Source organism: Vibrio sp. 10N.222.52.B12 (assembly GCF_002875385.1).
GTDB classification, from domain to species: Bacteria; Pseudomonadota; Gammaproteobacteria; order Enterobacterales; family Vibrionaceae; genus Vibrio; species Vibrio jasicida.
Genome location: NZ_MDAW01000113.1, coordinates 21,755 through 47,294, shown reverse-complemented (window position 1 = coordinate 47,294; position 25,540 = coordinate 21,755). Strand labels below are relative to the sequence as shown.

General features: G+C 45.9%; 20 protein-coding genes. 9 read left to right on the top strand and 11 right to left on the bottom strand.

Going from position 1 to position 25,540, the window contains the following annotated elements:
* Positions 1–17: 17 nt before the first annotated feature.
* The 5 genes from xni to queF all read right to left on the bottom strand — a co-directional run bounded on the left by xni (position 18) and on the right by queF (position 7,395).
* The gene (gene xni, locus BCT11_RS10515) at positions 18–800 is read right to left on the bottom strand and encodes a flap endonuclease Xni (RefSeq protein ID WP_102388292.1); all 783 of its coding nucleotides are present in this window, start codon (positions 798–800) and stop codon (positions 18–20) included.
* A 58-nt stretch (positions 801–858) separates the two neighbouring features.
* Positions 859–2,235, bottom strand: a complete 1,377-nt coding sequence (gene ppnN, locus BCT11_RS10510; protein ID WP_038865411.1) for a nucleotide 5'-monophosphate nucleosidase PpnN — start codon at positions 2,233–2,235, stop codon at positions 859–861.
* A gap of 218 nt (positions 2,236–2,453) precedes the next feature.
* Positions 2,454–4,019 (bottom strand): GGDEF domain-containing protein, encoded by a 1,566-nt coding sequence (locus tag BCT11_RS10505; RefSeq protein ID WP_038875579.1) that lies wholly within the window; start codon positions 4,017–4,019, stop codon positions 2,454–2,456.
* Between the two features lie 98 nt (positions 4,020–4,117).
* Positions 4,118–6,400: a hypothetical protein gene (locus BCT11_RS10500; RefSeq protein WP_102388291.1), complete on the bottom strand. Its 2,283-nt coding sequence runs from the start codon at positions 6,398–6,400 to the stop codon at positions 4,118–4,120.
* A gap of 149 nt (positions 6,401–6,549) precedes the next feature.
* Entirely contained in the window at positions 6,550–7,395 is an 846-nt protein-coding gene (queF, locus tag BCT11_RS10495; RefSeq protein WP_038875582.1) for an NADPH-dependent 7-cyano-7-deazaguanine reductase QueF, read from the bottom strand.
* Positions 7,396–7,502: 107 nt separating this feature from the next.
* On the opposite strand from queF, the gene syd reads away from it, so the two are divergent.
* The 4 genes from syd (at position 7,503) to BCT11_RS10475 (ending at position 12,620) form a co-directional block, all read left to right on the top strand.
* Positions 7,503–8,048: a SecY-interacting protein gene (gene syd / locus BCT11_RS10490; RefSeq protein WP_005440129.1), complete on the top strand. Its 546-nt coding sequence runs from the start codon at positions 7,503–7,505 to the stop codon at positions 8,046–8,048.
* A 2-nt stretch (positions 8,049–8,050) separates the two neighbouring features.
* Entirely contained in the window at positions 8,051–8,827 is a 777-nt protein-coding gene (locus BCT11_RS10485) for a Zn-ribbon-containing protein (RefSeq protein WP_038865405.1), read from the top strand.
* A gap of 317 nt (positions 8,828–9,144) precedes the next feature.
* Positions 9,145–11,340: a 5'-nucleotidase C-terminal domain-containing protein gene (locus tag BCT11_RS10480; protein WP_102388290.1), complete on the top strand. Its 2,196-nt coding sequence runs from the start codon at positions 9,145–9,147 to the stop codon at positions 11,338–11,340.
* An 89-nt stretch (positions 11,341–11,429) separates the two neighbouring features.
* Complete coding sequence (locus BCT11_RS10475) at positions 11,430–12,620, top strand: YibE/F family protein (RefSeq protein WP_102388289.1); 1,191 nt, start codon at positions 11,430–11,432, stop codon at positions 12,618–12,620.
* Positions 12,621–12,707: 87 nt separating this feature from the next.
* Here BCT11_RS10475 and BCT11_RS10470 read toward each other — a convergent pair whose 3' ends face one another.
* The 3 genes from BCT11_RS10470 to metN are packed head-to-tail and all read right to left on the bottom strand — an operon-like array spanning position 12,708 to position 15,251.
* Complete coding sequence (locus BCT11_RS10470; protein WP_038865401.1) at positions 12,708–13,517, bottom strand: MetQ/NlpA family lipoprotein; 810 nt, start codon at positions 13,515–13,517, stop codon at positions 12,708–12,710.
* Positions 13,518–13,549: 32 nt separating this feature from the next.
* The gene (locus tag BCT11_RS10465) at positions 13,550–14,227 is read right to left on the bottom strand and encodes a methionine ABC transporter permease (protein ID WP_038865400.1); all 678 of its coding nucleotides are present in this window, start codon (positions 14,225–14,227) and stop codon (positions 13,550–13,552) included.
* Positions 14,217–15,251, bottom strand: coding sequence for a methionine ABC transporter ATP-binding protein MetN (gene metN, locus BCT11_RS10460; protein ID WP_038865399.1), 1,035 nt, complete (start codon positions 15,249–15,251; stop codon positions 14,217–14,219). Before metN ends, BCT11_RS10465 begins: the two co-directional genes overlap by 11 nt.
* A 343-nt stretch (positions 15,252–15,594) precedes the next feature.
* On the opposite strand from metN, the gene gmhB reads away from it, so the two are divergent.
* From gmhB to treC, 4 genes are all read left to right on the top strand, one after another.
* Complete coding sequence (gene gmhB, locus BCT11_RS10455; RefSeq protein WP_038865397.1) at positions 15,595–16,146, top strand: D-glycero-beta-D-manno-heptose 1,7-bisphosphate 7-phosphatase; 552 nt, start codon at positions 15,595–15,597, stop codon at positions 16,144–16,146.
* A gap of 74 nt (positions 16,147–16,220) precedes the next feature.
* On the top strand, positions 16,221–17,165 hold the full coding sequence (gene treR, locus BCT11_RS10450) for a trehalose operon repressor TreR (protein ID WP_045419253.1): 945 nt from the start codon (positions 16,221–16,223) through the stop codon (positions 17,163–17,165).
* A gap of 178 nt (positions 17,166–17,343) precedes the next feature.
* A complete protein-coding gene (treB, locus tag BCT11_RS10445; protein WP_038865395.1) occupies positions 17,344–18,768 on the top strand; it encodes a PTS trehalose transporter subunit IIBC in 1,425 nt (474 codons plus the stop codon).
* 92 nt (positions 18,769–18,860) lie between these two features.
* Entirely contained in the window at positions 18,861–20,546 is a 1,686-nt protein-coding gene (gene treC / locus BCT11_RS10440; protein WP_045419251.1) for an alpha,alpha-phosphotrehalase, read from the top strand.
* A gap of 94 nt (positions 20,547–20,640) precedes the next feature.
* Here treC and BCT11_RS10435 read toward each other — a convergent pair whose 3' ends face one another.
* The 3 genes from BCT11_RS10435 to BCT11_RS10425 form a co-directional block, all read right to left on the bottom strand.
* Positions 20,641–21,540, bottom strand: coding sequence for a hypothetical protein (locus tag BCT11_RS10435; RefSeq protein WP_102388288.1), 900 nt, complete (start codon positions 21,538–21,540; stop codon positions 20,641–20,643).
* A gap of 131 nt (positions 21,541–21,671) precedes the next feature.
* Positions 21,672–23,198 carry a winged helix-turn-helix domain-containing protein gene (locus BCT11_RS10430; protein WP_102388287.1) on the bottom strand — a complete coding sequence of 509 codons (1,527 nt, stop codon included), beginning with the start codon at positions 23,196–23,198 and terminating at the stop codon, positions 21,672–21,674.
* A gap of 90 nt (positions 23,199–23,288) precedes the next feature.
* Entirely contained in the window at positions 23,289–23,891 is a 603-nt protein-coding gene (locus BCT11_RS10425; protein WP_038865389.1) for a YitT family protein, read from the bottom strand.
* Positions 23,892–24,239: 348 nt separating this feature from the next.
* Here BCT11_RS10425 and glyA point away from each other — a divergent pair, with 348 nt between their 5' ends.
* On the top strand, positions 24,240–25,490 hold the full coding sequence (gene glyA / locus BCT11_RS10420; protein ID WP_038865388.1) for a serine hydroxymethyltransferase: 1,251 nt from the start codon (positions 24,240–24,242) through the stop codon (positions 25,488–25,490).
* The last annotated feature ends 50 nt before the right edge of the window (positions 25,491–25,540 follow it).

The window sequence follows — 25,540 nt, the reverse complement described above, 5'->3', positions numbered from 1 at the left end:
GTGTTTGAAGTCGATGGCTATTCCGCTTTGTTTGGTCCGGTAAAGCGAATGTCTTGTAGGTTGAAACCTAGTTCAATATCGCATTTAAGTGCTGCTACACGTTTGCATAAGCGCGCCGACTCAATATGTTCATCAAACTTCTTACGATATTTCGGTACCAGTTCTTCGCTAGCGTAAGCGGCTTCAATGTCTTCGAATTGAGTTAAGATCTCTTTGGCTGCTTTAGGGCCAACACCCGGAATACCCGGAACTTGGCTTGAGCTGATTCCTGTCAAACCCCAATAATCCGCGAGCTGAGATGGTTTTACGCCAAACTCTTTTTCGATAAACGGTTCATCGAGCCAACGGTGTTGGAAGTAATCTCGGATCTGAAGAGTCGGGGAGAGCAGCTGGCAGTAGCCTTTGTCGGTCGAGACAATCGTGACCTTTTCGCCGTGGCTCGCCACTTTAGTTGCCAGTGTTGCGACTAAATCATCGGCCTCATCGCCTTCAGACAATAGTGAATCAATGCCTTCTTCCCACCAAGCTTGTTGGATGGCATCCAATCCCCGCATTAGCGGCTCTGGCATAGGTTTACGATTTTGCTTGTAGTTCGGAAGAATTTCAGCGCGCCAGCCTCTATCTTGCTCATGATGATCAAACACCGCGATGATGTGCGTAGGTTGAGCTTCAGAAAGGATGCGAGTTAGCGTTCGTCCTGTCGTCGTGATGGTTCTTGCTATGTCGGTCGGATCGGGTTGTGCAGAGTGCACGCGACGAATCAGGTTTAGGGCATCAATAATAACAAGATGAATAGACATAATGACTTAGCAATAAAAAAGGGGCGTAATGCCCCTAGTGTAACCAAAGCTGAGTTATCTATCGACCACCATTTTCCTGATGGGCAATTCGGTAACATGGCTCATAGGCCGTTCCGCCTGGTAGTTTCATGCGGTGTTGTTCAACAAAGTCTTTCAGTAACTTATCCAGCTTCTTCATTAGCACGGGATCGCCGTTGATGGTAAATGGACCATGACGTTCGATTTCTTGAATGCCTTCTGCTTTTACGTTACCCGCAACAATGCCAGAGAAAGCCTGACGTAAGCTCGCAGCCAGTACCTGTGGTTGCTGATTCAAGTGCAAATCTAGGCTTGCCATCGCATCGTGAGTTGGCTCAAAAGGCAATTGGAATTCTGGTTCGATCTTCATTGACCAGTTAAAGCTGTAGGCATCGCCTTTTTCTTTGCGGTGTTGACGAACATCCTCCATCGAACGCTTCATGATACGAGCGACTTCGGCCGGATCATCAATAACGATTTGATAGTGTTTCTGGCCTTCTTCACCCAGCGTATCTGCAATGAAAGCATCGATTGAGCGGAAGTAAGCTTCGCTTTCTTTTGGACCCGTTAGCACGATTGGCATTGGTTGGTCGGCGTTATCTGGGTGCATCATGATGCCCAAGATGTACAGCAACTCTTCTGCCGTACCCGGACCACCAGGGAAGATCACTATGCCGTGCGCCATACGTACAAAGGCTTCGAGACGCTTCTCGATGTCTGGCATGATCACCAGTTCATTCACGATAGGGTTTGGTGGCTCTGCAGCAATGATTGAAGGCTCTGTCAAACCAAGGTAGCGCTGCTCAGTGTAACGCTGTTTGGCGTGACCAATCGCTGCCCCTTTCATTGGTCCTTCCATTGCACCAGGGCCACAGCCTGTACAGATGTTCAGCTCACGAAGTCCAAGCTCGTTACCTACTTCGCGAGTGTATTGGTATTCGGTTGCATTGATTGAGTGGCCACCCCAACACACGACAAGATTTGGCTCGATGCCCGGAGTTAGGGCGCCCGCATTGCGCAGAATGCCAAATACAAGGTTGGTAATGTGCGTAGCATTGGTAAGATTAAGGCGTTGGTTGTCCGCTAAGTGCATGTTCACGTACACGATGTCACGTAGAACAGAGAATAGATGCTCTTGAATACCTTTAATGATTTCGCCATCGACAAATGCATGCTCAGGCGGATTCGCTAATTCAAGCTTGATGCCGCGCTCACGTCTAACCACGTTCACATCGAATGAAAGGTATTTGTCTAATAGCTCTTTTGAGTTATCGGTGTGGCTGCCGGAGTTGAGGACCGCGAGCGTGCAGTTACGATAGAGTTGGTATAACTCACTCGATGCGGTTTTCTTAAGACGTTCAACTTCCAGTTGGGATAGCAAATCCATGCTACCTGCGGGGCTTATATGGGTAATCATAAGGCCTCCTTGCTAATGCATTCTTTTGAGGGAAGAAACCAACTCACCTGTCAGTTTATACGTATCGTTTTACTCAGTGGTTGGCAGACTTTGTTTTATAGCGTTTAAACAGCTTAGCAGACTGATAAGGGAGAAACGTGATAACTCGTTGAAAATTTGAGGCAATATGACAAAACAGCACGTAAAAAGCGTTCGTTTGGTTGTTTTTTGAACGCTTTTTAGTTCCAGTTCACCTGACTGTTACCACGCTGCTTGGCATCTCTTAGCATGTTACCAAGACGATCTAAGACGTACTCAGGGTTGTCTGCTTCTTTGAAGGAAGTGGAAACCGCCGTCAGCGTAATCATGATGTTTTGTTCGCGGAACTTGAATGGCAACTTACTGATATCACGCTGAATGTGCTTCATCAATTCAAGCGTGTATTCTTCTGATTGCTCAGGGATAAGCATGATGAACTCTTCACCGCCAAATCGAGCGACGGTTTCGGTATCGGCGATGCGCTTGCTCATGGTGCGAGCAATAATCTTCAATGCTTTGTCGCCAGCAGTGTAGCCATAGCTGTCGTTAACGGCTTTGAAGTTATCGACATCAAACAGTACAACACGAAGGTTTTGTTGTGAGCGAATCCAACGACGATATTCTAACTCTAAACGATCATTAAAAGCCGCGCGGTTATATACCTTGGTCAATGGGTCTAGCAGCATGCGCTGTGCTTGATCTTCCAAGCGACGACGATAATCTTGCGTTGATTCAAAGACGGCTTCAAGCTGGTTTTTGCTGTAGCTTAAGCGTTCTTGAAGGGCTTGTTCGCGCTCTTCGGTCATTCTTAAGCGCTCAGTCAAAGAGGCCATCTTGGCCAGCAATGGTGATACTTCACCTTTCAACTCTTCGAGATCTTGTGCATGTTCCAGAGATTCTTGGCTGCGTTCCACCAAGGTAGTCATCTCTGAATTCAATTCTTGGCGATGTTCGAAGTAGGTTTGATGCTGATCGACGTTCTGATGAACAGTTTTCAGATTGCTTGAAAGCGAAGTATTGAGTTGCTCTAGGAACTGTTCTGATGATTTACGCTCGTACTTAGTGGCTTCGACGACCAGTTTAAGCGTATTTAACGTCAGCTCAATCAGTGACTCAGCGTTCACACCCAAAAGTAGTTTGGCACGGATATCCAACAGTTGATCACCCGATTCGCCTTCAAAGTCGAGCTCGGTAATCGTGTGCTGGAGGTCGCTGGCTAAACATTCCAGTTGTGATTTATCTGGCCCGTTTTCTAGCTCGCCAAGGTTAAGGCGTGAGTTGGATGTGATGATCTTGAGCGCACGCTCATAAATGCTCAGTAGCTTGGTTGCTTGGTCAACTTTTTTACCCGCATGAACTTCAGAAAAGCTCATGAGATTTCGCAGTTCGCGTTTTAGCTGCGCAGGCAAACCTGTGATGCGCTGAAGCGTCTCACCACTGTGTTTGATTTGTTCGTCGAGATAGCCGTTTTGTTTTTCCATCGCCTTAGACTGCTGTTTGAGCATTCTTTCTAGCACTGCTAAACGAGGGATCAGCGCGCTGACATCTTTTTGATGTTCGAGTTCTTGCTGAATTTCGAGCAGGTAGTTGGTTACTTGAGAGTTTGAACCCTGACAAGCAGAAGACAATGATGCCACAACTCGCTTCAGAACTTGCTGCTCACGTTTAAATTTGAGCGAAGTATCACGATGAGTCAGCCTGAGTTGGTCAAGTTGACAACTCAGCTGATGAAGCTGCGACTGAATATCGGATTCCAAGATTCCCATGAAGTGACTACGGTTAAGTCCATGTACTACTGACGATTATTTGATAATAACAAAAAACTTTATAGCGTCATCACTGATTATGCTCAACCGTTGGTTAATTATCCGTTTTTTAATATTTTTTTGATGTCGTCCTCATTCTTGTACGAAGAATGAATCTTTATTAGCCCTTGGTTGATGGCATGTTGGCAAGCGGTTCTTATGTTACCGGTTGCAAAGCTTGCGGCGGGCGCGTTATCAATCGCCTTCAAGAACACCCAATGGCTGTGTTTATCTTTTAAGCTGACCTCACGGGCAATGTGCGTAGCGAGCAATAATAAGTCGAGCAGTTCTTCATCATTAATGGCGGTGTAGGCACGTGGCAAGAATGGGTAATCACTGATACCCATACGAATCGTGCGATTCACATGGTGTTTGGCCGCAAACTCATCCACCCAACTTTGGAATTTGTTGAATGTGGCTTCCGCAGAAGCATCGCGATCAGCATTGGGTTCGATGTACAGTAAGTTTGCATCTGAGAAGTGGTACAAACGTGTTGGTTTCTGGATACGTTCTGCCAAGAACTCACCAAAAGCCCGCTCTAGTTCCAAACCAGCTTTGTAGCCGTGTTGTACGTACATACTTCGTAAGAATGGTAAGTCGATCATCACAAAGCGTAGGCGGTCGTTGAGGGGCTCGTGGATCAGTTCGCCCATTTGCCACTGTTCAAACGTATCGCTCGATTTCTTCAACGAACGCGACAGTTTCACGTTCAACATACGTAAGTTACGTAGACGCGAACGCGAGTGGGTGAAGAGATCATTACGTAGCTTGTCGATTTGTGATGTTTGACGCTGCATGATCACACCACGACGCATGATGAATAAGAACATCACCAGCACAGTAATGAACAGGGCGAATGAAATCTTTTGGAACTTGCGATGTTCCATCTCAACTTGTGCAAGCTTGTCCGCTTGGCCGACATAATGAATGCTTTGTTCGGCAAACTCTTTTTGCTGGCGAAAGGCATCCTCACTGATTTGGTTAAGTTGCTTTTGCTCTAATCGCACAAGACTGGTGTACTTTTTGTAGGCTTGTAACGACAGTTGGTATTCGCCTGCTTGCTCATACCCCAAGCCCAGTAGGCGGTAAGACTGCTGTTTGATAAAGCCTGTATCGTCCGGTGCCTTCTCGATCAGGTCGAGTGCTTTTTTCGCATTATTTATGACATTTTTACTTTCATTTTGGTGGTAAGCCAATCCCGATTGCAGTAATGCCGCTTTCGCTTCTAGTTGTGGTAGGTCTGCGTATGCAAGCAAATCCATAGAGCGGTCAAGGTACTGCTCTGCTAATGCGTAGTTATAAAGCTGGAGATAGGTTGCCGCTAAGCTCAAACGGATCTTGATAATGCGGTTGATATTCTTACTTGTGCTGTCATGGTCCAGTACGTTGAAGTAGTGCACTAAAGCCAGATTAAATTTGCCTTGGTAGAAATAGATGTCACCCATTTGCTCTAGCACGTCGGCCAAAATCGGTGAGCTTGGGTAGCTATCGTAAAAGTCTGCGGCCTGAGAGAGGTACTCGATCGCTTTGTCATACACGCGGCGTTCTTGAAACAGGCGCGCCAATAAACGATTTACTTTTGCTAAGCGTGCACCGCTGTCGCTCTCGATTGACTGCCAATAGCCGTATAGCAGTTCAGAAAGGGCGAGGTTGTACTTTTTATCATTGAGATAAAATTCGCCTACGGCGGTGTGGTAATCAATTAAAATCAGGTCCGAGCGGTTATCTTTCAGCATGGTTTTAGCTTGTGCGTATAAACGGTCGGCGTTAACGCTATCACCACTGTTTGCTGCCAGTAGCGCACGCTGCATCACCAAGCGATAATGCACGCTGTCGGTGCGTTGCAATACAGGGTTGGCGTCTTCAATCTGTTTTTCGATTTGATCGAGTTTTTCTTCTGCGGCTGCGTAGTTTTTGTCATACATCCAAATCATTTGGTTGCGCATTAGCTGCACGTCCAGATTCATGTATGGCAATTGGTATTCTTTGGCAAGACGTTCGGCTTCATCAAGGTTATTGATAGCAGAACGAATGTTCCCCATGGTGTAATCGGCTTGGGCAATGATCTTGTGTGCTTCGATGGTACTGCTTGGCGTGCGGATACTGCGATCGGTCTCTTCACGAGACATAGCAGAGGGGCTTCCGTTCTCTTGACGTTCTGTCAGCTCGCGTTGCAATAGGTAGTTTTTGGCCGCTTGTTTGGCTTGTGAAGGTTCGATCTCAGCCAATTGCTGAGCTTCATTGAGCAAAGCGGAAGATAAAATGGTCGCGTGAAGTGGCTGTGCTAACAATAAGCAAAGAAAGCCAATCAGCCTTAATAGACGCGAACTGTCCCAAAACATCCTTTTCGTTCCCTCGAACTGTGTCGTTTTTGAATAAACAATATTAGAGAAAAACGCCCAGCAATCCAACAGATAGCTGGGCGTTTTTGAGTATTTAAGCAATTAGTTTTTGAGTGTGGAACTCAAGCACTTTTGATTCTCTACTCAGATTACTGACGCGCCATGCGGTTATTGTGCGCGGGCTTGTCTTGTTCCGTTGAACGGTAAGGGTTGATATCCAAACCACCACGACGTGTGTAACGTGCAAATACCGTCAGTTTTGTTGGCTGACAGTACTTCATCAAGTCAGTGAAAATGCGCTCAACACATTGCTCGTGGAACTCGTTGTGCTCACGGAATGAAACGAGGTAACGAAGCAACTTCTCACGATCAAGCTTGGCGCCTTGGTAGCGAATTTCTACGCTGCCCCAGTCTGGCTGGTTGGTGATCAAACAGTTCGATTTTAGTAGATGGCTGTGAAGAATTTCTTCTACTTGCTCATCACCAGCAGCTCCTTCAAGCAGTGCAGCATCAAAATCGTAGCTGGTGATTTCGATGTCTTGAGCGTCAATACACTCGCCTTCCATCGTCACGATAGGTTGGTTGGTGTAATGAGTTACTGGGTTTACTTCCACAAGTACTTGCTCACCTGCGCATGCCGATAGGTCTTGCGTCAAACGCTCAGTCACTTCTTCCCAAGTAGCGAAACGCGTTTGGTTGTAGCTGTTTAAGTACAGTTTGAACGACTTTGACTCAATCAAGTTTGCGCTAGTTGCTGGAATGTACACTTCGCCAACCGCAACTTGAGGCAAGCCTTTGCTGTTTAGCCAAGATAGCTCGTACAGCGTCCAAATGTCGTGGCCCATAAACGGGAGGCTGTCGCCAAGTTCAAGGTCGTCACGGTTTAAGCTGCGAGGAACAGGTTGCAGCAAGCTCGCGTCGTATTGGTTTGCGTACTCGGTCTTTTTACCCAGAGTCAGGCCAGCAAGCTCTTTAGCGTCAGAATATTTGCTCATACTTTGTGGTCATTTTCGATTAGAATGGCGAGAATTTTACTGAATCCGCTGATTAATTGCCATCCGGCAGATACCGCAACCTGATAAAAACAAACCAGGAGACCTTCATGACCCAAACCGTTCCTCAGGCTCTACAGGATTTTAGCCTGCGCTACCAACAAGCTTGGCAAGACAAACACAACGAACTGCCACGCAGTGAAGAGCTTGCTGATCTTGTTTCTCCATGTGTAGAAGAGAAACGCGATGAGGTCGTTTTGTGGAAATCGGTTCCACGTGAAGAGATGGCAGACTTCACCAACGTTGAGAATGCAATTGAATTGACGTTGCATGAAGACATTAAGCTTTTCTATGGTTCGCAATACAGTGCTGATATGGACGCGACTTGGCAAGGCAATGAACTGACACTGCTGCAAGTTTGGAGTGACGATGACTTTACTCGTCTGCAAGAGAACATTCTTGGTCACCTGGTGACTCAGCGTCGTCTAAAACTAAAGCCGACGGTATTTATTGCAGCGACTGATGCCGAGCTGGATGTGATTTCAATCTGTAACTTAACGGGTAATGTGATTCTTGAGCGCTTGGGTTCTGATAAACGTGACGTATTGGCTGAAACACTGACCGAGTTTCTAAGCAAACTTGAGGCAGCGGTGTAAGCATGTACGTTGTTGAGTTGCAATTTGAGTGTTTTGATAACACTACCGTAAGCGCCGTAGATAAAGCGATTAATGGTCTGATGGACGCACTGCGTTACAACGGACAAGTTCTGGGTCGTGAATTTCCTATCGTAATGGGTGATGGCGAGTTTTATGTTCGCGTCGTTTGCCCAGAGCAAGACAGTTTGCATCCTCGCTACCATTCTGATTTCGTCAAAGTGTGCATGAATCGTTTGTCGGAAGCGTCGTTGCTTGCGCCGAAAATGCGCATGTTGGGTCGTGATTTGAATTCAGAAGAAGCGGCTGAAGAAGAGACTCCAAGTTGGCAAGTACTTTACACCACTTACGTGCATACCTGCTCTCCACTGCGCAGTGGTGAGACGCTGTTGCCAATTCCACTTTACCGTAATGGGGCAACACTGAATGGTGACCATAAAGCGGTGGTGAAATGGCAAACCGAATGGCAAGCGTGTGATGAAATCCAAATGGCGGGTGGTTGCCGCGCTGAACACGCTGCGCTGCATGAAATTTGCGACTCAGACAGTGTGTTGTTCCGCCGTGGTTGGGATTTGCGTGGCCGTATTGAATACATCACCAAGATTCCAACGTACTACTACCAATACCGCGTCGGTGGTGAGTCACTTGAAGCGGAAAAAGCGCGCAAGTGTCCAAAATGTGGTGGTGACTGGTTACTCGACGAACCGCTGCACGACATTTTCTACTTTAAGTGTGACGATTGCCGAATTGTCTCCAACATCTCTTGGGACCACATCAAGTAGTCTATTCTTTAAAGCTGGCGTCTATGCCAGCTTTTTTCTATCGATATAAATGAATCAAACCTGATCAGTAAAATTATCTATTATTGATTTTATCAATATATTGATTCAAAAAGCATTTTCACTGACCATTCCTCTCATCCCCTTGATTGTGATCTTTGTTCATATTCAAAGAAAAATGTAACTCAGTTGCATGCTTTATAAGCATTGAAACGTTTGCTTCTCAAAAAATTAAAATAACATCCATATCCTTTTTAAGGTTTTGGGAAGAGGGCCCCTTCCGAAAATATATATAAAAAAATAATCTGGAAGGAATTGTGATGACATTATTTAAACGAAGCCTCGTCTGTATTGCTGTTGTCGGCCTGATGGCTGGCTGCAATGACGACGATACGAAATACGTAGAAGTTCCATCGGACTACAGCCCTGTAGTCGCAGAAGGCAAAACACTGACTAACACGCCTGATGTGGTTGTGAAAGGTGAAGCGACACAAGCGGATGAAGTCACCATCGCTATTGCGGCTACATCTGACCTACATGGTCGTTTATTCGGTTTTGACTATGCATTGAATGCGGAAGATGACGACGCTGGTATTACGCGAATTGCGACTCTGCTTGCTGACCAAAAAGCGGCGCACCCAAATATGATCCTGATTGATATCGGTGATACGGTTCAGGGCAACTCCGCGCAGCTATTCAACGATGATCCAACTCACCCAGTAGTCGAGAGTATGAACTCTCTTGGTTTTGATGTTTGGGTACCTGGCAACCATGAATTCAACTTTGAGCGTTCGTTTGTCGATCGCAACCTCGATCATTTTAATGGTGCGGTACTGTCTTCAAACATCAAATGGGAAAGCAACGATGTGAACTACATTCGTGCGTTCCAAATGTTTGAAGTGGAAGGCGTGAAAGTGGCGATCGTTGGTCTAACGCCATCGAACGTCCCGAACTGGGAAGCGTCTGCGCCGGATCACTTCAAGGGTTTGAAGTTTGAGAACGAATTGGATGCCACTAAAGAAGCGGTTGACCAACTGGTGTCTAAATACAATCCAGACGTGATTGTTGGTGCACTTCACCTTGGTCGCCAAGAAGATGGTGGTGTGGGTGTTTACGAAATCGCGTCAGCAATGGCGGATAAATTCGATGTCATCTTAGCGGGTCACGAACACGCGAACTACATCGAGCAAGTGAATGCTGATGGCACGGTTACCCCAATCAGCAAATCAACATCAGAAATCGGCGGTGAAAATACGTTGATTGAAGACAAAACCAAGTCTGGTGAATACAACCAAGACAACCGCGTGCAAAGCGTCAAAATCATTGAGCCGGGCAAGTGGGGTGCTTACCTTGCGAAAGCTGAGATTCAACTGAAGAAAGTTGATGATAAGTGGACAATGGAAGACACCACATTGACCAACATCGGTACGAAGAAAGTGGAACAAGAGCAAGCGCTGCAAGCGAAATTCCAATACGTGCATGATATCTCGGTTGAAGACGCAACTCGTGAGCTTGGTCGTGTAACGGGTGACTTCACACCAAGCGCAACTGGCTTTCCAGATGAAGCGACAGCGACGGATTACAACTACACCGCAGAGCGTCTGTACTCGACGATTCACCTTGCGAAAGTTGTTGATACACCGTTGATGGACGTGATTAACCAAATCCAAATGCAGAAAATCGAAGATGCGGTCGGTGAAGGTAATGGTGCGGTTGTGTCTGCTGCGTCGCTGTTCTCTGATCAATCTAACCTGATCGATGGCGAAGTGTACACCAAAGGCAAATCGACCAACTTGTACAAGTACGATAACACCTTGCTTGGCGTTGAGATGACAGGTGCAAACCTGAAACGCTTCATTGAGTGGTCATACTCTTACTTCAACCAGTATCAACCGGGTGACATTACGGTGTCGTTTAAGAAAGGCGCGCCAGCTTACCTATACGACCAATTTGATGGTGACATCGAGTTCACTGTGGATCTAAGCAAACCGTCGCTAGAGTTGGATGAAAACAACACGGTGACTAATGAAGGTAGCCGCGTGAATATCACCAGCATTGGTGGCGAGCAGTTCGATCCAAATGCGACTTACAAAGTGGCGATGAACAGCTACCGCTTTGGTTCGCAAATCCAGAAGTTTGGTTGGGCGAGCAAAGACGATGTGTTCTATGACTCAGTGAATGAACAAGTGTACGCAATTCGCGACATGCTGACGGAGTATGTTGAAGAGAACAAAGGTATCAACGTGGCAGATTTCAGTGGCAGCGTGGGTAACTGGTCATTCACTCAATACCTACCAAGTGGTGACATCACGACACTGCGTGAGGGCGAAGGCAAAGCGCTGTGGGATCAATTGAAGAACATGGAAATCTGTGTCTCGATTGACTTGGAAAACCCAAAGTACCCAGCGATTGTTAAGTCTGTGAACATCAATGATTCGTCTAGCTACTTTGTTAACCCTAACAAAGACGCGGCGACCCTTGATGAGAAAATAGCAGGTTGTAATCAAACTCATTAATCCTGCATGTGGGCGCGGTAGTTTACCGCGCCTAATTTTACTCGCTTAAGACAAAACCGGTTTGAGTGAGTGATGTAGAAGAGTGCTTCATGATCAAAAGAATCTATAACCGATGGGGTTTCACCCTACTGATTACCCTTATCTCCACGCTTATCTTCCAGTTTTCTTCTTCGTGGAGTGAAGATTTCCGTCCTAAATCTCGTCAGCAACAAGAGTTTGTTGAAGCGACCGTCACGCGTTCGCTCTCAAACCATGTTGCGCCAGATCCGCTCGTGCCGGATGTGATGACAGGTAAGCAAGTCTTCATGGCAAAAATCCTTGAGGGAGAGAGTGAAGGCTTAGAGGTGGAAGTCACCAATCCTCTTAGTCGCCAGCACAACGTGTATGTCAGTGAAGGCGATACCTTCATCATGATGATCCGTGAAACCACCAATGGCACCGTCTATTGGGCGTATAACCACAAACGATCAGACGCGATTTACCTGATGCTTGCGCTGTTTTGCGCGCTGCTGCTGAGCTTTGGCAAGAAAGAGGGCATCAACTCAATGGTTGCTCTTTATTTCACTGCCGCCTTGATCGTTGGCGTATTGGTGCCGAGTATTTTTGCAGGTTGGAATCCGATGTTGATCAGCATCTTATTGATGGTGGTGATCATCGTGGTCAGCTTTATTCTCGTCTCTGGCTATAACCGGAAGAGTTTATGTGCCATGGGCGGCACGTTACTGGGTGTGATCGCTGCGGGTGTAATGGCACAGTGGTTTGGCGAAATGGCGCACTTGTCGGGCATTTACCTCGACAAAGGCGAAGACGTTATTTATCTAACGTCGGTGAAGATGGGCATTCGCTGGTTGATGTTCGTGACGATTGTCGTTGCTGCGCTTGGCGCTGTTATGGACGTTGCGATTTCGATTGCATCGGCGTACGCGGAGTTGCAACAAACTGATCCGAAACTCAAGCCAAAGCAGTTGGTTAGAGCATCGATGAACATTGGTCGAGACATCATGGGAACCATGACTAACACCTTGATCTTGGCGTTTGCTGGCGGCTCATTGACGACCATCATGATGGTGTGGGGGCTTAACATGCCAGCGAGCCAGTTTATGAATATGCCGTTGGTAGGACTCGCCGTGGTGAATGCGTTAGCGGGCAGTGTAGGCATTGTGCTTACTATCCCTTTTACTGCATTTTTAGCGCCTTATGTGTTTAAACATCCGCAAGTGGATACGCAGCCAGAACAGGAGCAAAAGAAGGTTGAGCAAGACGAAATTCAGCTGTTTTAACGATATAAAACCGCAATGAAAACAAATGCAAAAAGGGCGCTCCGATGAGCGCCCTTTTTAAGTTTCAAGTGTTGTAGAAAGAGGGGATTACCAACCTTTAACTACGCCACCTTTGAAGATGTCTTTCGCTGCTTCGTAAACTTCATCTGTTTGGTATGCCTTAACGAAGTTTTGTACGTTAGCGGCTTGCACGTTGTCTTCACGAGCAACGATTAGGTTTACGTATGGAGACTCTTTGTCTTCTACGAAGATACCGTCACGCTCAGGTGTTAGGTCGATTGAGCTTGCGTAAGTCGTGTTGATGATAGAAATCGCTACGTCATCAAGAGAACGTGGAAGTTGTGCTGCATCTAGCTCCACGATAGTGATGTTTTTTGGGTTACCAACGATGTCACGTACAGTTGCTTGTAGACCAACGCCATCACGCAGTTCGATCAGACCTTGTTGCTCAAGAAGTAGAAGAGAACGACCAAGGTTTGTTGGATCGTTTGGTACCGCGATACGAGCGCCATCTTCGATCTCATCAACCGATTTAACTTGCTTAGAGTAACCCGCAATTGGGTATACGAAAGAGTTGCCAGCCGTTACTAGCTTGTAGCCACGGTCAGTTACTTGCTGGTCTAGGTATGGCTTGTGTTGGAACGCGTTTGCGTCGATTGAGCCATCATCTAGCGCAGCGTTTGGTGTAACGTAATCAGTGAACGTCACCAACTCAACATCCAAGTTGTATTTCTCTTTCGCAACTTTTGCTGCTACTTCAGCAACTTGAGCCTCTGCACCCGCCATTACGCCAACTTTTACTTTGTTTGCGTCGACTTCTTTATCACCACAACCTGCTAGAACAAGTGCAGAAGCGGCAGTGGCTACAGTCAAAAGACTCTTAAGGCTAAATTTCATCTTTATCTCCTTATAATTGGTATTTTCAATTCTTATCTGTGGTCTACACGGCGTACGATTGCATCACCGATAGACTGAATAATTTGTACTAACACAATTAGCATCACGACTGTCACGGCCATGATAACGACATCATAACGGTGGAAGCCATAACGGATGGCTACGTCACCAAGACCGCCGCCGCCTACCGTCCCCGCCATTGCTGAATAGCTTACTAGTGTTACTAGGGTAATGGTCACTGAGTTAACAATAGTCGGCATTGCTTCAGGAAGCAGAACTTTTGTGATGATTTGAGTTGGGGTTGCGCCCATAGACTGAGCTGCTTCCACTAGGCCTGTCGGTACTTCCAGTAAAGCACCCTCGATCAGACGTGCCACAAATGGGATTGCACCAATCGTGAGTGGAACAATCGCTGCCGTTGTACCAATAAACGTACCGACAAGCAGCTTAGTTACTGGAATAATCGCAACCATCAATACTAGGAAAGGCACTGAACGGCCAATGTTGACTATCGCGCCAAGAACGCCATTTAGCTTGGTGTTTTCAAGCAAGCCACCTTTTTTAGTGGTGTGCAGAATTACACCAAGAGGGATGCCAACCGCGAAACCAACGATGCCAGCAACTGCCACCATGTAAAAGGTTTCCCACGTTGCGCCCAAAAGTAGGTTGCTGTTTAAGCTCAGCCATTCAGAAATCGTATTAAAGGACATAGCCAAGTACCTCTACTTTCACGTTGTGCTCACGCAGGAATTCAATTGCTGCGTTATCATCTTCTTCGCTACCAAACAGTTCTGCGACCATCATGCCGAACTTCACGCCGCCAGCGTAGTCCAGATCGGAACTTAGGATGCTCACGTCGATGTTGTACTTACGAGCGATTTGCGTCATCAGAGGGGCATCCACGGTTGCACCAGTAAATTCTAGGCGAACCAACGGGTAGCTGTTTTCTACGCGCGTAGTTTGTAAGCGAGCTTGGTAATCTTCTGGAATAGAAAGATCCAAAGTAGAGCGAATGAACTCGTGTGCCAGTGCTGTCTTCGGATGAGCGAAGATTTCACCCACGGTGCCTTTTTCCACAAGTTCACCATCACCAATGATCGCCACTTCGTGACAGATGCTCTTAACCACTTCCATTTCGTGAGTGATAAGCAGAATCGTGATATCCAGTTTGCGGTTGATTTCTTTTAGAAGTTCTAGGATTGACTGCGTCGTTGCAGGGTCGAGTGCGCTGGTCGCTTCGTCACACAACAAAACACTTGGATCAGAAGACAGAGCACGTGCAATCGCCACACGCTGCTTTTGACCGCCACTTAGGTTTGCTGGGTAGCTTTCGTGCTTGTCAGAAAGGCCAACCAGTTTAAGCAACTCAGTCACTTTTGTTGTGATTTGAGATTTGTCTTTGCCTGCTAGCTCAAGAGGGAGTGCGACATTATCAAAAACGGTGCGAGACGATAGCAGATTAAAGTGTTGGAAGATCATCCCGATGTTACGGCGGGTTTCTCCCAGTTGTTTCTTGTTGAGTTTGGTCAGGTCTACGCCATCAACAATGATGGAGCCTGATGTTGGGGCTTCCAGCATATTCACGCAACGGATCAGAGTACTTTTACCCGCGCCCGATGAGCCGATAACACCAAAGATGGTGCCCTTCGCGATATTTAAGTTAATGTCCTTAAGGGCAAGAATTTCCTTACTGCCTTGGTAGAACACTTTATTGACGTTTTTAATTTCTATCATGTTTCAACCTGCACAGAGATACTGGGAACTTCGCTGTTAAAAACGGCTTTTAACAGGAGTAAATTTTGAACTCTATCTCAATTCTCAGTTGATGCTATGGGTTAAGCAGTAGTAAGTCAATAGATATTTTTACGTCTAGACGTCTAAAAGTATGGATGTTTTGTTAGGAAATAAAGCAAGAAGATGTTTGGCGGAACGGGATATAAAAGAGGGATATTCAAGATTTACCGATTCTCGGGTGACAAATCAACTGTTTTGTCACTTCCTCATACCAATTAGATAGTGTGAGTGCTTATAAGGTATGTAATAATCTGATGAAACCGAGTAAATAGAGAAATACGTTTTGGCAAAACCTGCTGTTTTTATCGATCGTGACGGCGTGATCAACGTTGACCATGGCTACGTTCATGACGAACATGATTTTGAGTACATTGACGGTGTCTTTGAAGCGACGAAAGCGCTGAAAGATAAAGGCTACCTGTTGGTGCTTGTGACCAATCAATCAGGCATTGCACGTGGTAAATTCAGCGAAGATCGTTTCATTTCTTTGACTCAATGGATGGACTGGAACTTTTCCGACAACGGTGTTGAGTTTGATGGCATCTATTACTGTCCTCACCATCCTGAACACGGTATCGGCGAATACAAACAAGATTGTGATTGTCGTAAGCCAAAACCAGGCATGTTCATCTCTGCTCGTGATTTTTTGAAAATCGACATGGCTAAGTCAGTGATGATTGGTGATAAAGCCGAAGACTTGATGGCGGCTGAAGCGGCTGGTGTTGGTACTAAGATTTTGGTTCGCACTGGTAAACCAGTTACCGAACAAGGCGAAGCGATTGCTACGGTTGTTCTCGACAGCATTGCAGACGTTCCTGCATACCTAAACAAGTAATCTTCATTACTGATTGAGATAAGGGAAGCCGCTGCTTCCCTTTTATTTAAATCCAACTTTTAGTTTGATCACTTATGAGCAAAAAACTCACTATTCTTGATATCGCGAAATTGGCAGGTGTTGGTAAATCGACAATAAGCCGTGTGTTAACCAATGATCCTAAGGTGAAACCGCAAACGCGAGAGAAGGTAGAAAGAATCATTCGTGAATCTGGTTATGTACCTTCTAAGTCTGCACAGTCGATGCGTGGGGGCAGCCAGAAAGTGATCGGGGTGATTATATCTCGTTTGGATTCCCCTTCAGAAAACCGTGCCGTCGGCACTATGCTCAATGCTTTGTATTCAGCAGGGTATGACGTGGTGATCATGGAAAGTCAGTTCGATCGTGAAAAGACCAACGAACATTTAAACGTACTTAAACGCCGTAATGTCGATGGTGTTATCGTGTTTGGTTTTACTGGGTGTGATGAGCAAGCGTTAGCGGAGTGGGGCAATCGCATTGTCGTGATCGCGATGGATACCAAGCTAGTCTCTTCTATTAATTACGATAACCAAGGCGTTATTGAGATGGCGTTGTCACACCTAGAGCAACAATCTATTTCTCGCATTGCTTATATCGGCGTTGATCCAGAAGACCGTACGACGGGGCTTGCTCGCCTGAAGACTTACCAATCTTGGTGTGAGAAAAAGCGCATCGAACCTTGTTTTCAAACCGGCAAGCTTAGCCATGAAAGTGCTTATCATCTGGTGGATCAAGTCGTTCAATCCGACACGCAAGCCATCGTTTGTGCTAGTGATACCATTGCTCTTGGGGTGATTAAGCGCCTGCAAGAAAGAGGGCGTGAAGATGTCGTGGTTACTGGTGTGGGTGGCAATGAGCTACTTTCCTTCCTTTTTCCAAATGTTTTCAGTGTGGACCCCGGTTACTCTCTCGCAGGTGAAAAGGCCGCTAACATGCTGATTAATCAATTAAATGGTGATGAGTCTGTGGTGCACTTTACCCAGCAGCCAGTTCGTTAATAATCCTCCTTTCGATGGTTTGCTCTAAAATTATACTGTGATCGTTCTCAATTAATGGGACTGTTCCCATTTTGTTTTTGAATGCGGAGTGGCAATATAAAAATCACCGAATGGGAATGTTCCCATTATAAAAATAAAATGATGAATTGAATGTATCCAATACAGGGTGGACAAAGTTATGAGTAAGATTGCGCGTCAAGATGTACAGCGTCTTATTGAACTGGTCGGGGGATCGGACAATATTGCCAGTGTAAGCCACTGTTTAACTCGCTTGCGTTTCGTGTTGAATGACACTGACAAAGCCGATATTGAACAATTAGACGCATTACCTATGGTAAAAGGCTGCTTTACTAACGCAGGTCAGTTCCAAGTGGTGATTGGTACTGAAGTTGATGAGGTTTACAAAGTACTGATCGAGCTGACGGGTAAAAGTGAAGCGAGCAAAGACGAATCAAAAAACGCAGCTCGTCAAAACATGAACATTGTTGAGCGTGGTATTTCTCACCTTGCAGAAATCTTTGTGCCATTGTTACCGGCGATCATCACTGGTGGTCTGATTCTTGGCTTCCGTAACGTGATTGGCGACATCAAGATGTTTGATGGTCAAACGCTAACGGAAATCAGCCAGTTTTGGGCAACGGTACACTCTTTCTTATGGCTAATTGGTGAGGCGATTTTCTTCTTCTTACCGGTTGGCGTGTGTTGGTCAACAGTCAAAAAACTCGGTGGTACTCCGATTTTGGGGATTACATTAGGTGTGACACTGGTTTCGCCACAGTTAATGAACGCCTATCTGATTGGTAAGCAAGTGCCAGAAGTGTGGGACTTTGGCTTATTCGCCATCGAGAAAGTGGGGTATCAAGCGCAAGTGATTCCGGCCATGTTAGCGGGTGTTGCCTTGGCATTCATAGAAACTAATTTAAAGCGAATCATTCCTTCATATCTTTACCTCGTTGTGGTGCCGTTTGTCTCTATCATCGTATCTGTGATTCTTGCGCATTCTATTATTGGTCCATTTGGTCGTATGTTGGGTGACGGCGTTGCTTTCGCAGCAAAAGCAGCCATGACGGGTGACTTCGCGATGATTGGTTCAACCATCTTTGGCTTCCTATACGCACCTTTGGTGATTACGGGTATTCATCACACTACCAATGCGGTTGACCTTCAACTGATGCAAGAGCTAGGCGGTACGCCAATCTGGCCATTGATTGCACTATCAAACATTGCTCAAGCTTCAGCGGTAGTCGGCATCATTATCATCAGCAAAAAACACGGCGAGCGCGATATCTCAGTGCCTGCGGCTATCTCTGCTTATCTTGGTGTAACAGAACCTGCAATGTACGGTATCAACTTAAAGTACAAGTTCCCAATGCTGAGCGCGATGATCGGCAGTGCGATTGCCGCTGCTATCTGTGGCAGCGCAGGTGTGATGGCGAATGGTATTGGTGTGGGCGGCTTACCGGGTATCTTGTCTATCCAACCACAGTTCTGGGGTGTTTTTGCTCTGGCGATGTTGGTGGCGATTGTGGTCCCAGTAGCGCTGACGCTTGTGTTGTATAAGCGCGCACAGATGAAAGGCGAGTTAGAAACCGCTAACGCGTAATTCAAACCGAGGCAGCGATTTGGCTGCCTCGTTTATCTCCTCTATTTTTTAAGATTTTTAAGTTTCCGTTTAATGGTAAGTGAGCGTTAGAAATGGCAATGACCAAGCATGATGAGAGCTGGTGGAAAACCGCAACCATCTACCAAATTTACCCAAAAAGCTTTTGTGACAGTGGAAGTAAAGGCACGGGCGATATTAAAGGGATCATTTCTAAACTGGATTATCTAAAACACCTTGGTGTGGATGCGATTTGGCTGACGCCGGTTTATCAATCGCCAATGATCGACAACGGTTATGACATTTCTGATTACTATGCGATCAACCCAGATTTCGGCACCATGCAAGATTTCGATACCCTGTTGGCTGAGGCTCACCAACTGGGTATTCGAATCATCATGGATATCGTGGTCAACCATACTTCGACAGAACACAAGTGGTTTCAATCGGCACTGGGTGACAAAAACAGCCCTTACCGTGATTACTACATCTGGAAAGATCCTGTTGATAGCGCAGAGCCAAACAACTGGCAATCTAAGTTTGGTGGCAACGCTTGGGCGCTGGATGAAAAAACGGGTCAGTACTATTTGCACCTTTTTGCTAAAGAGCAAGCGGACTTAAACTGGGAAAACCCGGTAGTGCGTGAAGAAGTGAAAGAAGTCATCAGCTTCTGGGCAGAGAAAGGTGTCGATGGTTTCCGTCTTGACGTTATCAACCTGATTTCCAAGCAGCAAGATTTCCCAAGTGACGATATTGGTGATGGTCGCCGTTTCTACACGGATGGTCCACGTGTGCACGAATACCTTCAAGAGATCAGTGAAGCCGTATTCCAGAAATATGGCAGTGTGACGGTAGGTGAAATGTCTTCCACCACGCTAGAGCATTGTCAGCAGTATTCAGCGCAAGATGGCAAAGAGCTGTCGATGGTGTTCAACTTCCACCACCTGAAAGTCGATTACCCGAATGGTGATAAGTGGACGAAAGCGCCGTTTGATTTCATCCAACTGAAACAGATCTTCAATCATTGGCAAACCGGCTTAAATGGCAAAGGGTGGGGCGCGCTATTTTGGTGTAACCACGACCAACCACGCGTTGTGAGCCGATTAGGTAACGACGAACAATACCGTGTTGAATCTGCCAAAATGCTTGCGGCATCGGTACACATGATGCAAGGCACGCCTTATGTTTATCAAGGTGAAGAGATCGGCATGACCAACCCGGGCTACACCGAAATCAGCCAATATCGCGATGTTGAAAGCACGAACATGTACGACATCATGGTTAATCGCGATGGTGTATCTCACGACGATATGATGGCGATTTTGGCGCAGAAGTCGCGTGATAATTCACGTACCCCAATGCAATGGAACAGCGCGAAACATGCGGGTTTTACTGAAGGCACGCCGTGGCTAGAGGTGGCTCAGAACTATTCTGAGATCAACGCGGAAGCCGCAATTGCCGATTTGAACTCGGTGTTCTACTTCTACAAGCGCTTGATTGAACTGCGTAAACAGGTTCAAGTAATCACTGATGGTCGTTACGAGGACTTGCTGCCAGAGCACAAACGTATTTTTGCTTACGCTCGCCAGAACGACAAGCAAGCGTTGTTGTGTATTAACAATTACTACGGCGAAGAAGTGGAGTGTGTGTTACCAGAGCGCTTTGATATGAGCAAAGCCAAGAATCTGCTTGCCAACTATCAGAATGCGACCAGCGCGATTGCTTCCAATCATCAAGTTCTACGTCCTTACGAAACACGCATCTTGCTGATTGAGTCTTAAAGGCAAATAAAAAATACCCCTAAGGATTTCGATCCTAAACAAAAGGCTTTGGAGTGCTCCCCAAAGCCTTTTTTCTATGAGATAAGACTGCGGCTTATGCTTTCTCGATCTTGCTCAGTGTCGCTTTCTCTTCACTGATTTGAGTCTGTTCTGCTTTCAACAGTTCAACTTGTTCAATCAACCCTAGTGCAGGGTTGAACCAGCGCTCTGCGGATGTCTCAAACTCCATTGAGTCCATCTCGTCACATCTTAGGTTATAAGTATTCGTTTCGGTTAGGTAGGCGGCTTCAATTGATTTACCAGACACTTTGAAAGTTTTGCGTGCGCCTGTTTCGGTGATTTGTTGGCTCCAGCCCGCTTTACAGTTTGCCTCATTTGGCAAAGTTTTTACCCATTGGTGATCATCAAAATCATTCAGTAGGTTTGCCACTTGTTCACCATTTAGATTTAAAATGACTGAGACCGTGTTTACGCTGATATCAATGTTCGGATCTTTCTCCTTAACTGTCGAACCTTCCAAGCGAAATACTGGGCTGCTGTTCATGATGGGTACGATAAAGCGATGATCAACGAGATAGGTGTCCGTGATTTCATGCAGTGCGCCATCCGTACCGGCAAAGTAAATCGACTTCTCTTCTTCGCCGCTCTCTTCCACTTGCTGTGATAGGTAAAACTGAGTGATACCGTTGTTGACTAAGTCATGGATAACTTGTTGCACTGGAGCTGATTGTGGGATCAGAGTTAAAGCGTCAAGAAGTTCTTGGCTGCTCATTGGATCAAAATTCATCAGCACCGAGCCCACTTGTTGCCCGTCTGCAGAAATGGCGTAGTTCAGTTTTGTTGTTACTACTGGGGAAAAAGATGAGTTTTGGATCGGGTAATCGATGCTATTTTGTGGGCCTTTATTGCCGCTTGATGAGCCGGAAGAAGAGCCGCCGCCACAGCCGTAAAGTGCGATCGTAGCTGCTGCGATAAGCGTCATTTTTTTAAGCATGAGTTTACATTCCTAGTTGGTAAAGGCTGATAAATCGAGCCGTTATTTGAATGTCGCCATGCTAAGTTTTGAGTGAGAAAAAGGGCAAAAAATAAAAGCTAATAGAGTTAAATGAAAGCTTAATTTTATATTTAGGTCTTTGTTTTATCTGGATTAATATCTGCCTCGATATTGGTGCAGTATTCTTCAATTAATGCCTTCCAACGCATCACTATTTCCTTTTCCTTAATACTGACACGCAATTTCTTCCAAGGCTGTAAGCAGGTTTCTTTGGATTCTGGTTGTGACAAGCGACTAAACAATTCTTCAGAAGGCATTACGCGCAGCAGAGCCACCAAAGACTCCATATAATTGAGGCGGAATTGGTCAAGCTTATTCTGCTTGTAGGCGATATGAGAGACAAAAGTGTAAATCAGGGCATTTTGAATCAATGAATCTCCTGCCGGTGTCGTCAAGAAAGTTTTCGCCTTATCGAGATTACCAAGTTTGTAGTGGAGAATCCCCATCCATAAATTTAACTCATCAGGTAAGGCGTCAAACCCGGATTGTACTTGATAAAGAAAACCTTCGAGTTCGGCTTTATTTTGTTCGTATAAAGCTAAATGTCGAGCAATCGTGATGGCGGCAAATTCATCCATGTTTTTGATATCAGTCGTTGAAAATGCTTTTCCAAGCAGCATTTTCTTGTGGGCGTCACTCAGATGCCAAGTGCTTTTGGACGGTTCTGGTAAGTTGAAGTATTGGGCAATGTCCGTGTGGAGCTTAAACAAATCCGACTGTAAGTGTGCGGTGCGAAGCATGTATTGGTTACGAAAGGCCAGTTTACCCGTAGCAGGGTAAATCAAGTTCATTTTTGCCTTTAAAACACCTTCGGTCGGACCATCTTTGAGTTCAATATTAAGTTGATAATCGCTGGTTTGCATGTTGCGAGCGCCAGGGAAGTAAGGCGTCTCGTTGATTGGATCGAGGAAATAGCTCGGTGCATCTTGGTTAGCGATGTCCGTATATGGGTACTCAACTTGTTGTTGCAATAATATCGCTTTCACCATGGTGCGGTATTCCCTTGCCTCTGCACCTAAGGCATCAACACGGTTAAGCAGTAGCTCCACTTTTGGAATCAGTAGTTGGTTACGAGTTTGCTGAGTGGAGACTCCTTGCTGTTGCCAGACAATAACGGAAAGTATCACGCAAGAGGCAGCTAGCAGAGTACAAAGGCAGTAGGCGATAGGCCATTTCAATGACGAAGTCGTTTTTTGTGGGTTTGCCACCTTCGCTTTACGTTTGTCGGCTCTCGCTGGTGGTATTAACTGAATGTTGGCTGGGTTGAAAAAGTAACCTTTACGCGGGTAGGTCACCAATAGTTTGGCGGCATCATGCTCTGGTAAGTGCTCTTGTAGCAAGGCCCGAAGTGTACTGATTCGATTGGTAAGTACGTTCTTTGAAATGAACTTACTTTGCCAAATGGTCTCTATGATGGTTTCTGCAGACAGCGGGTGGCCAACACTGGTGAGCAGCAGTTCTAATAACTCGATGCTACGCGGCTCAAGATCGATAACGACCGCTTGTTTGTGAAGGGTTTGAGTCTCTGGGTTGTAGATCAGCTCGCCAATAACAATCTGACTGTTGGTTTGTTTGGCTCGTTGTAGGAAGTCGCGCATACCATCATGAGTGATTAGGAAATGGCGAAGTATTATATAGTCATTGGAGCGCAAAATCTTATAAATTGCGCTCCAATTATCACAGAAAGGTTATGAACCGTAGCTCACAGAATAGCGATGTGGTTTGTGGTTCATCGCAAGCACTAGGTTCAGTGCGAATGCACCAAGAATCGAGAGGCCGATAACCCAAGGCGTGACGAAGAAGAAAGACGCAAATAAGATGCAAGCGTCAATCGCCATCTGCGATTTGCCAACAGAAATGCCAAACTTGTCTTGAATGAATAAGCACAGTACGTTGAAGCCACCCAAGCTTGAACGATGACGGAATAAGATCAGCATACCTAAACCCATCAGTAAGCCACCGGCTACCGCACAATAAACCTCGTTAATCGATTCAAGTGAAATCAGCAAATACAGGTTGTCCGCAAAGATAGAAACCAAAGCGCCAGAAATTGCACTATTAATCGCAAAATGACGGCCAAAGCGTTTCCAAGCCAGCAAGTAAAAAGGACAGTTGGCTAAAAAGTACAGCACACCAAACGTAAAAGGTGTAAATTGGCTAATAAGCAGAGCCAATCCAGTGGTGCCTCCCGTTAAGAGGTTCGCGGATTGGAGAAAGAAAACGCCTTGAGCTACCAAAAAGGTACCTGTAAGAATTGCCATCCAGTCTTCTTTTCTTGAGTGTTTTTCCATCTAATATGCAGTCGTTGATGATAAATCGGGCATGCATAGTAGTAAAAAGATGATCTTTTCGGTAGCTAGAGGGTAAAATTTGCGGTAAACCTATGTAATTGTTGTTTTACAGGGTGTAAAGCACAAATTTGACAGTCAGTGGATCATGGTTGAACGATTGCAACATCGTCATGATAATCCTTACTTGTCATCATGAAAAAACTGCATGAGAAAAATTGTAAATTTCTCTTTATGACCTAGATCAAATTATGTAGAATGCGCGCCATTACGGTGACGAAAACGTTTGCGTTGGGTCATTTAGTCGGTTTTTTTGCAACTTTCAGTACCAATCTGAGTCAGGAGATACAGATGCTTAAGCGTGATATGAACATCGCAGATTACGATGCGGAACTGTTCGCAGCTATCCAGGAAGAAACACTTCGCCAGGAAGAACACATTGAACTTATCGCTTCTGAAAACTACACAAGCCCACGTGTAATGGAAGCGCAAGGTTCTCAGCTAACGAACAAATACGCTGAAGGCTACCCAGGTAAGCGTTACTACGGCGGTTGTGAGTACGTAGATAAAGCTGAAGCACTAGCTATCGATCGTGCATGCCAACTGTTTGGTTGTGAGTACGCGAATGTACAGCCTCACTCAGGTTCTCAAGCAAACAGCGCAGTTTACATGGCGCTTCTAAACCCAGGCGACACAGTTCTAGGTATGAGCCTAGCGCACGGTGGTCACCTAACTCACGGTTCACCAGTAAACTTCTCTGGTAAGCACTACAACGTGATTCCTTACGGTATCGACGAAGCAGGCCAAATCAACTACGACGAGATGGAACAGCTAGCGCTTGAGCACAAGCCTAAGATGATCATTGGTGGTTTCTCTGCTTACTCACAAATCGTTGATTGGAAGCGCATGCGTGAAATCGCAGACAAAGTTGACGCTTACCTATTCGTAGACATGGCGCACGTTGCTGGTCTAATCGCAGCAGGCGAGTACCCAACACCAGTTCCACACGCTCACGTAGTAACAACGACTACGCACAAAACGCTAGCGGGTCCTCGTGGCGGTCTTATCCTTTCTAACGAAGGTGAAGAGCTGTACAAGAAGCTGAACTCAGCAGTATTCCCTGGCGGTCAAGGTGGCCCTCTAATGCACGTTATCGCTGGTAAAGCAGTAGCGTTCAAAGAAGCGATGGAACCTGAATTCAAAGCTTACCAAGCTAACGTCGTGAAAAACGCGAAGGCAATGGTTGGTCAATTCCAAGAGCGTGGCTACAAGATCGTTTCTAACGGTACTGAGAACCACCTGTTCCTTGTTGACCTAATCGACAAAGATATTACTGGTAAAGATGCAGATGCGGCACTAGGTGCAGCAAATATCACAGTAAACAAGAACTCTGTACCAAACGACCCACGCAGCCCATTCGTTACGTCTGGTATTCGTGTAGGTACGCCAGCAATTACTCGTCGTGGCTTCACTACTGAAGACGCGAAAGAGCTAGCAAACTGGATGTGTGACGTTCTAGATAACATCGGCAACGAGGAAGTTATCGAAGCAACGAAACAGAAAGTTCTAGAGATCTGTAAGCGTCTACCAGTTTACGCATAGTTCTCTGTGTAAATTCGCTTTCTTTGAAAATAACTCAGGCGAACTCGTTC

Coding starts and splice junctions, on each gene's coding strand:
- BCT11_RS10470 (WP_038865401.1), bottom strand. CDS start 13,517: ATGAAATTTAGCCTTAAGAGTCTTTTGACTGTAGCCACTGCCGCTTCT.
- xni (WP_102388292.1), bottom strand. CDS start 800: ATGTCTATTCATCTTGTTATTATTGATGCCCTAAACCTGATTCGTCGC.
- BCT11_RS10485 (WP_038865405.1), top strand. CDS start 8,051: ATGTACGTTGTTGAGTTGCAATTTGAGTGTTTTGATAACACTACCGTA.
- BCT11_RS10480 (WP_102388290.1), top strand. CDS start 9,145: ATGACATTATTTAAACGAAGCCTCGTCTGTATTGCTGTTGTCGGCCTG.
- BCT11_RS10500 (WP_102388291.1), bottom strand. CDS start 6,400: ATGTTTTGGGACAGTTCGCGTCTATTAAGGCTGATTGGCTTTCTTTGC.
- BCT11_RS10475 (WP_102388289.1), top strand. CDS start 11,430: ATGATCAAAAGAATCTATAACCGATGGGGTTTCACCCTACTGATTACC.
- BCT11_RS10425 (WP_038865389.1), bottom strand. CDS start 23,891: ATGGAAAAACACTCAAGAAAAGAAGACTGGATGGCAATTCTTACAGGT.
- BCT11_RS10465 (WP_038865400.1), bottom strand. CDS start 14,227: ATGTCCTTTAATACGATTTCTGAATGGCTGAGCTTAAACAGCAACCTA.
- BCT11_RS10430 (WP_102388287.1), bottom strand. CDS start 23,198: ATGCGCGACTTCCTACAACGAGCCAAACAAACCAACAGTCAGATTGTT.
- treC (WP_045419251.1), top strand. CDS start 18,861: ATGGCAATGACCAAGCATGATGAGAGCTGGTGGAAAACCGCAACCATC.
- treR (WP_045419253.1), top strand. CDS start 16,221: ATGAGCAAAAAACTCACTATTCTTGATATCGCGAAATTGGCAGGTGTT.
- BCT11_RS10435 (WP_102388288.1), bottom strand. CDS start 21,540: ATGCTTAAAAAAATGACGCTTATCGCAGCAGCTACGATCGCACTTTAC.
- BCT11_RS10505 (WP_038875579.1), bottom strand. CDS start 4,019: ATGGGAATCTTGGAATCCGATATTCAGTCGCAGCTTCATCAGCTGAGT.
- treB (WP_038865395.1), top strand. CDS start 17,344: ATGAGTAAGATTGCGCGTCAAGATGTACAGCGTCTTATTGAACTGGTC.
- syd (WP_005440129.1), top strand. CDS start 7,503: ATGACCCAAACCGTTCCTCAGGCTCTACAGGATTTTAGCCTGCGCTAC.
- ppnN (WP_038865411.1), bottom strand. CDS start 2,235: ATGATTACCCATATAAGCCCCGCAGGTAGCATGGATTTGCTATCCCAA.
- queF (WP_038875582.1), bottom strand. CDS start 7,395: ATGAGCAAATATTCTGACGCTAAAGAGCTTGCTGGCCTGACTCTGGGT.
- metN (WP_038865399.1), bottom strand. CDS start 15,251: ATGATAGAAATTAAAAACGTCAATAAAGTGTTCTACCAAGGCAGTAAG.
- glyA (WP_038865388.1), top strand. CDS start 24,240: ATGCTTAAGCGTGATATGAACATCGCAGATTACGATGCGGAACTGTTC.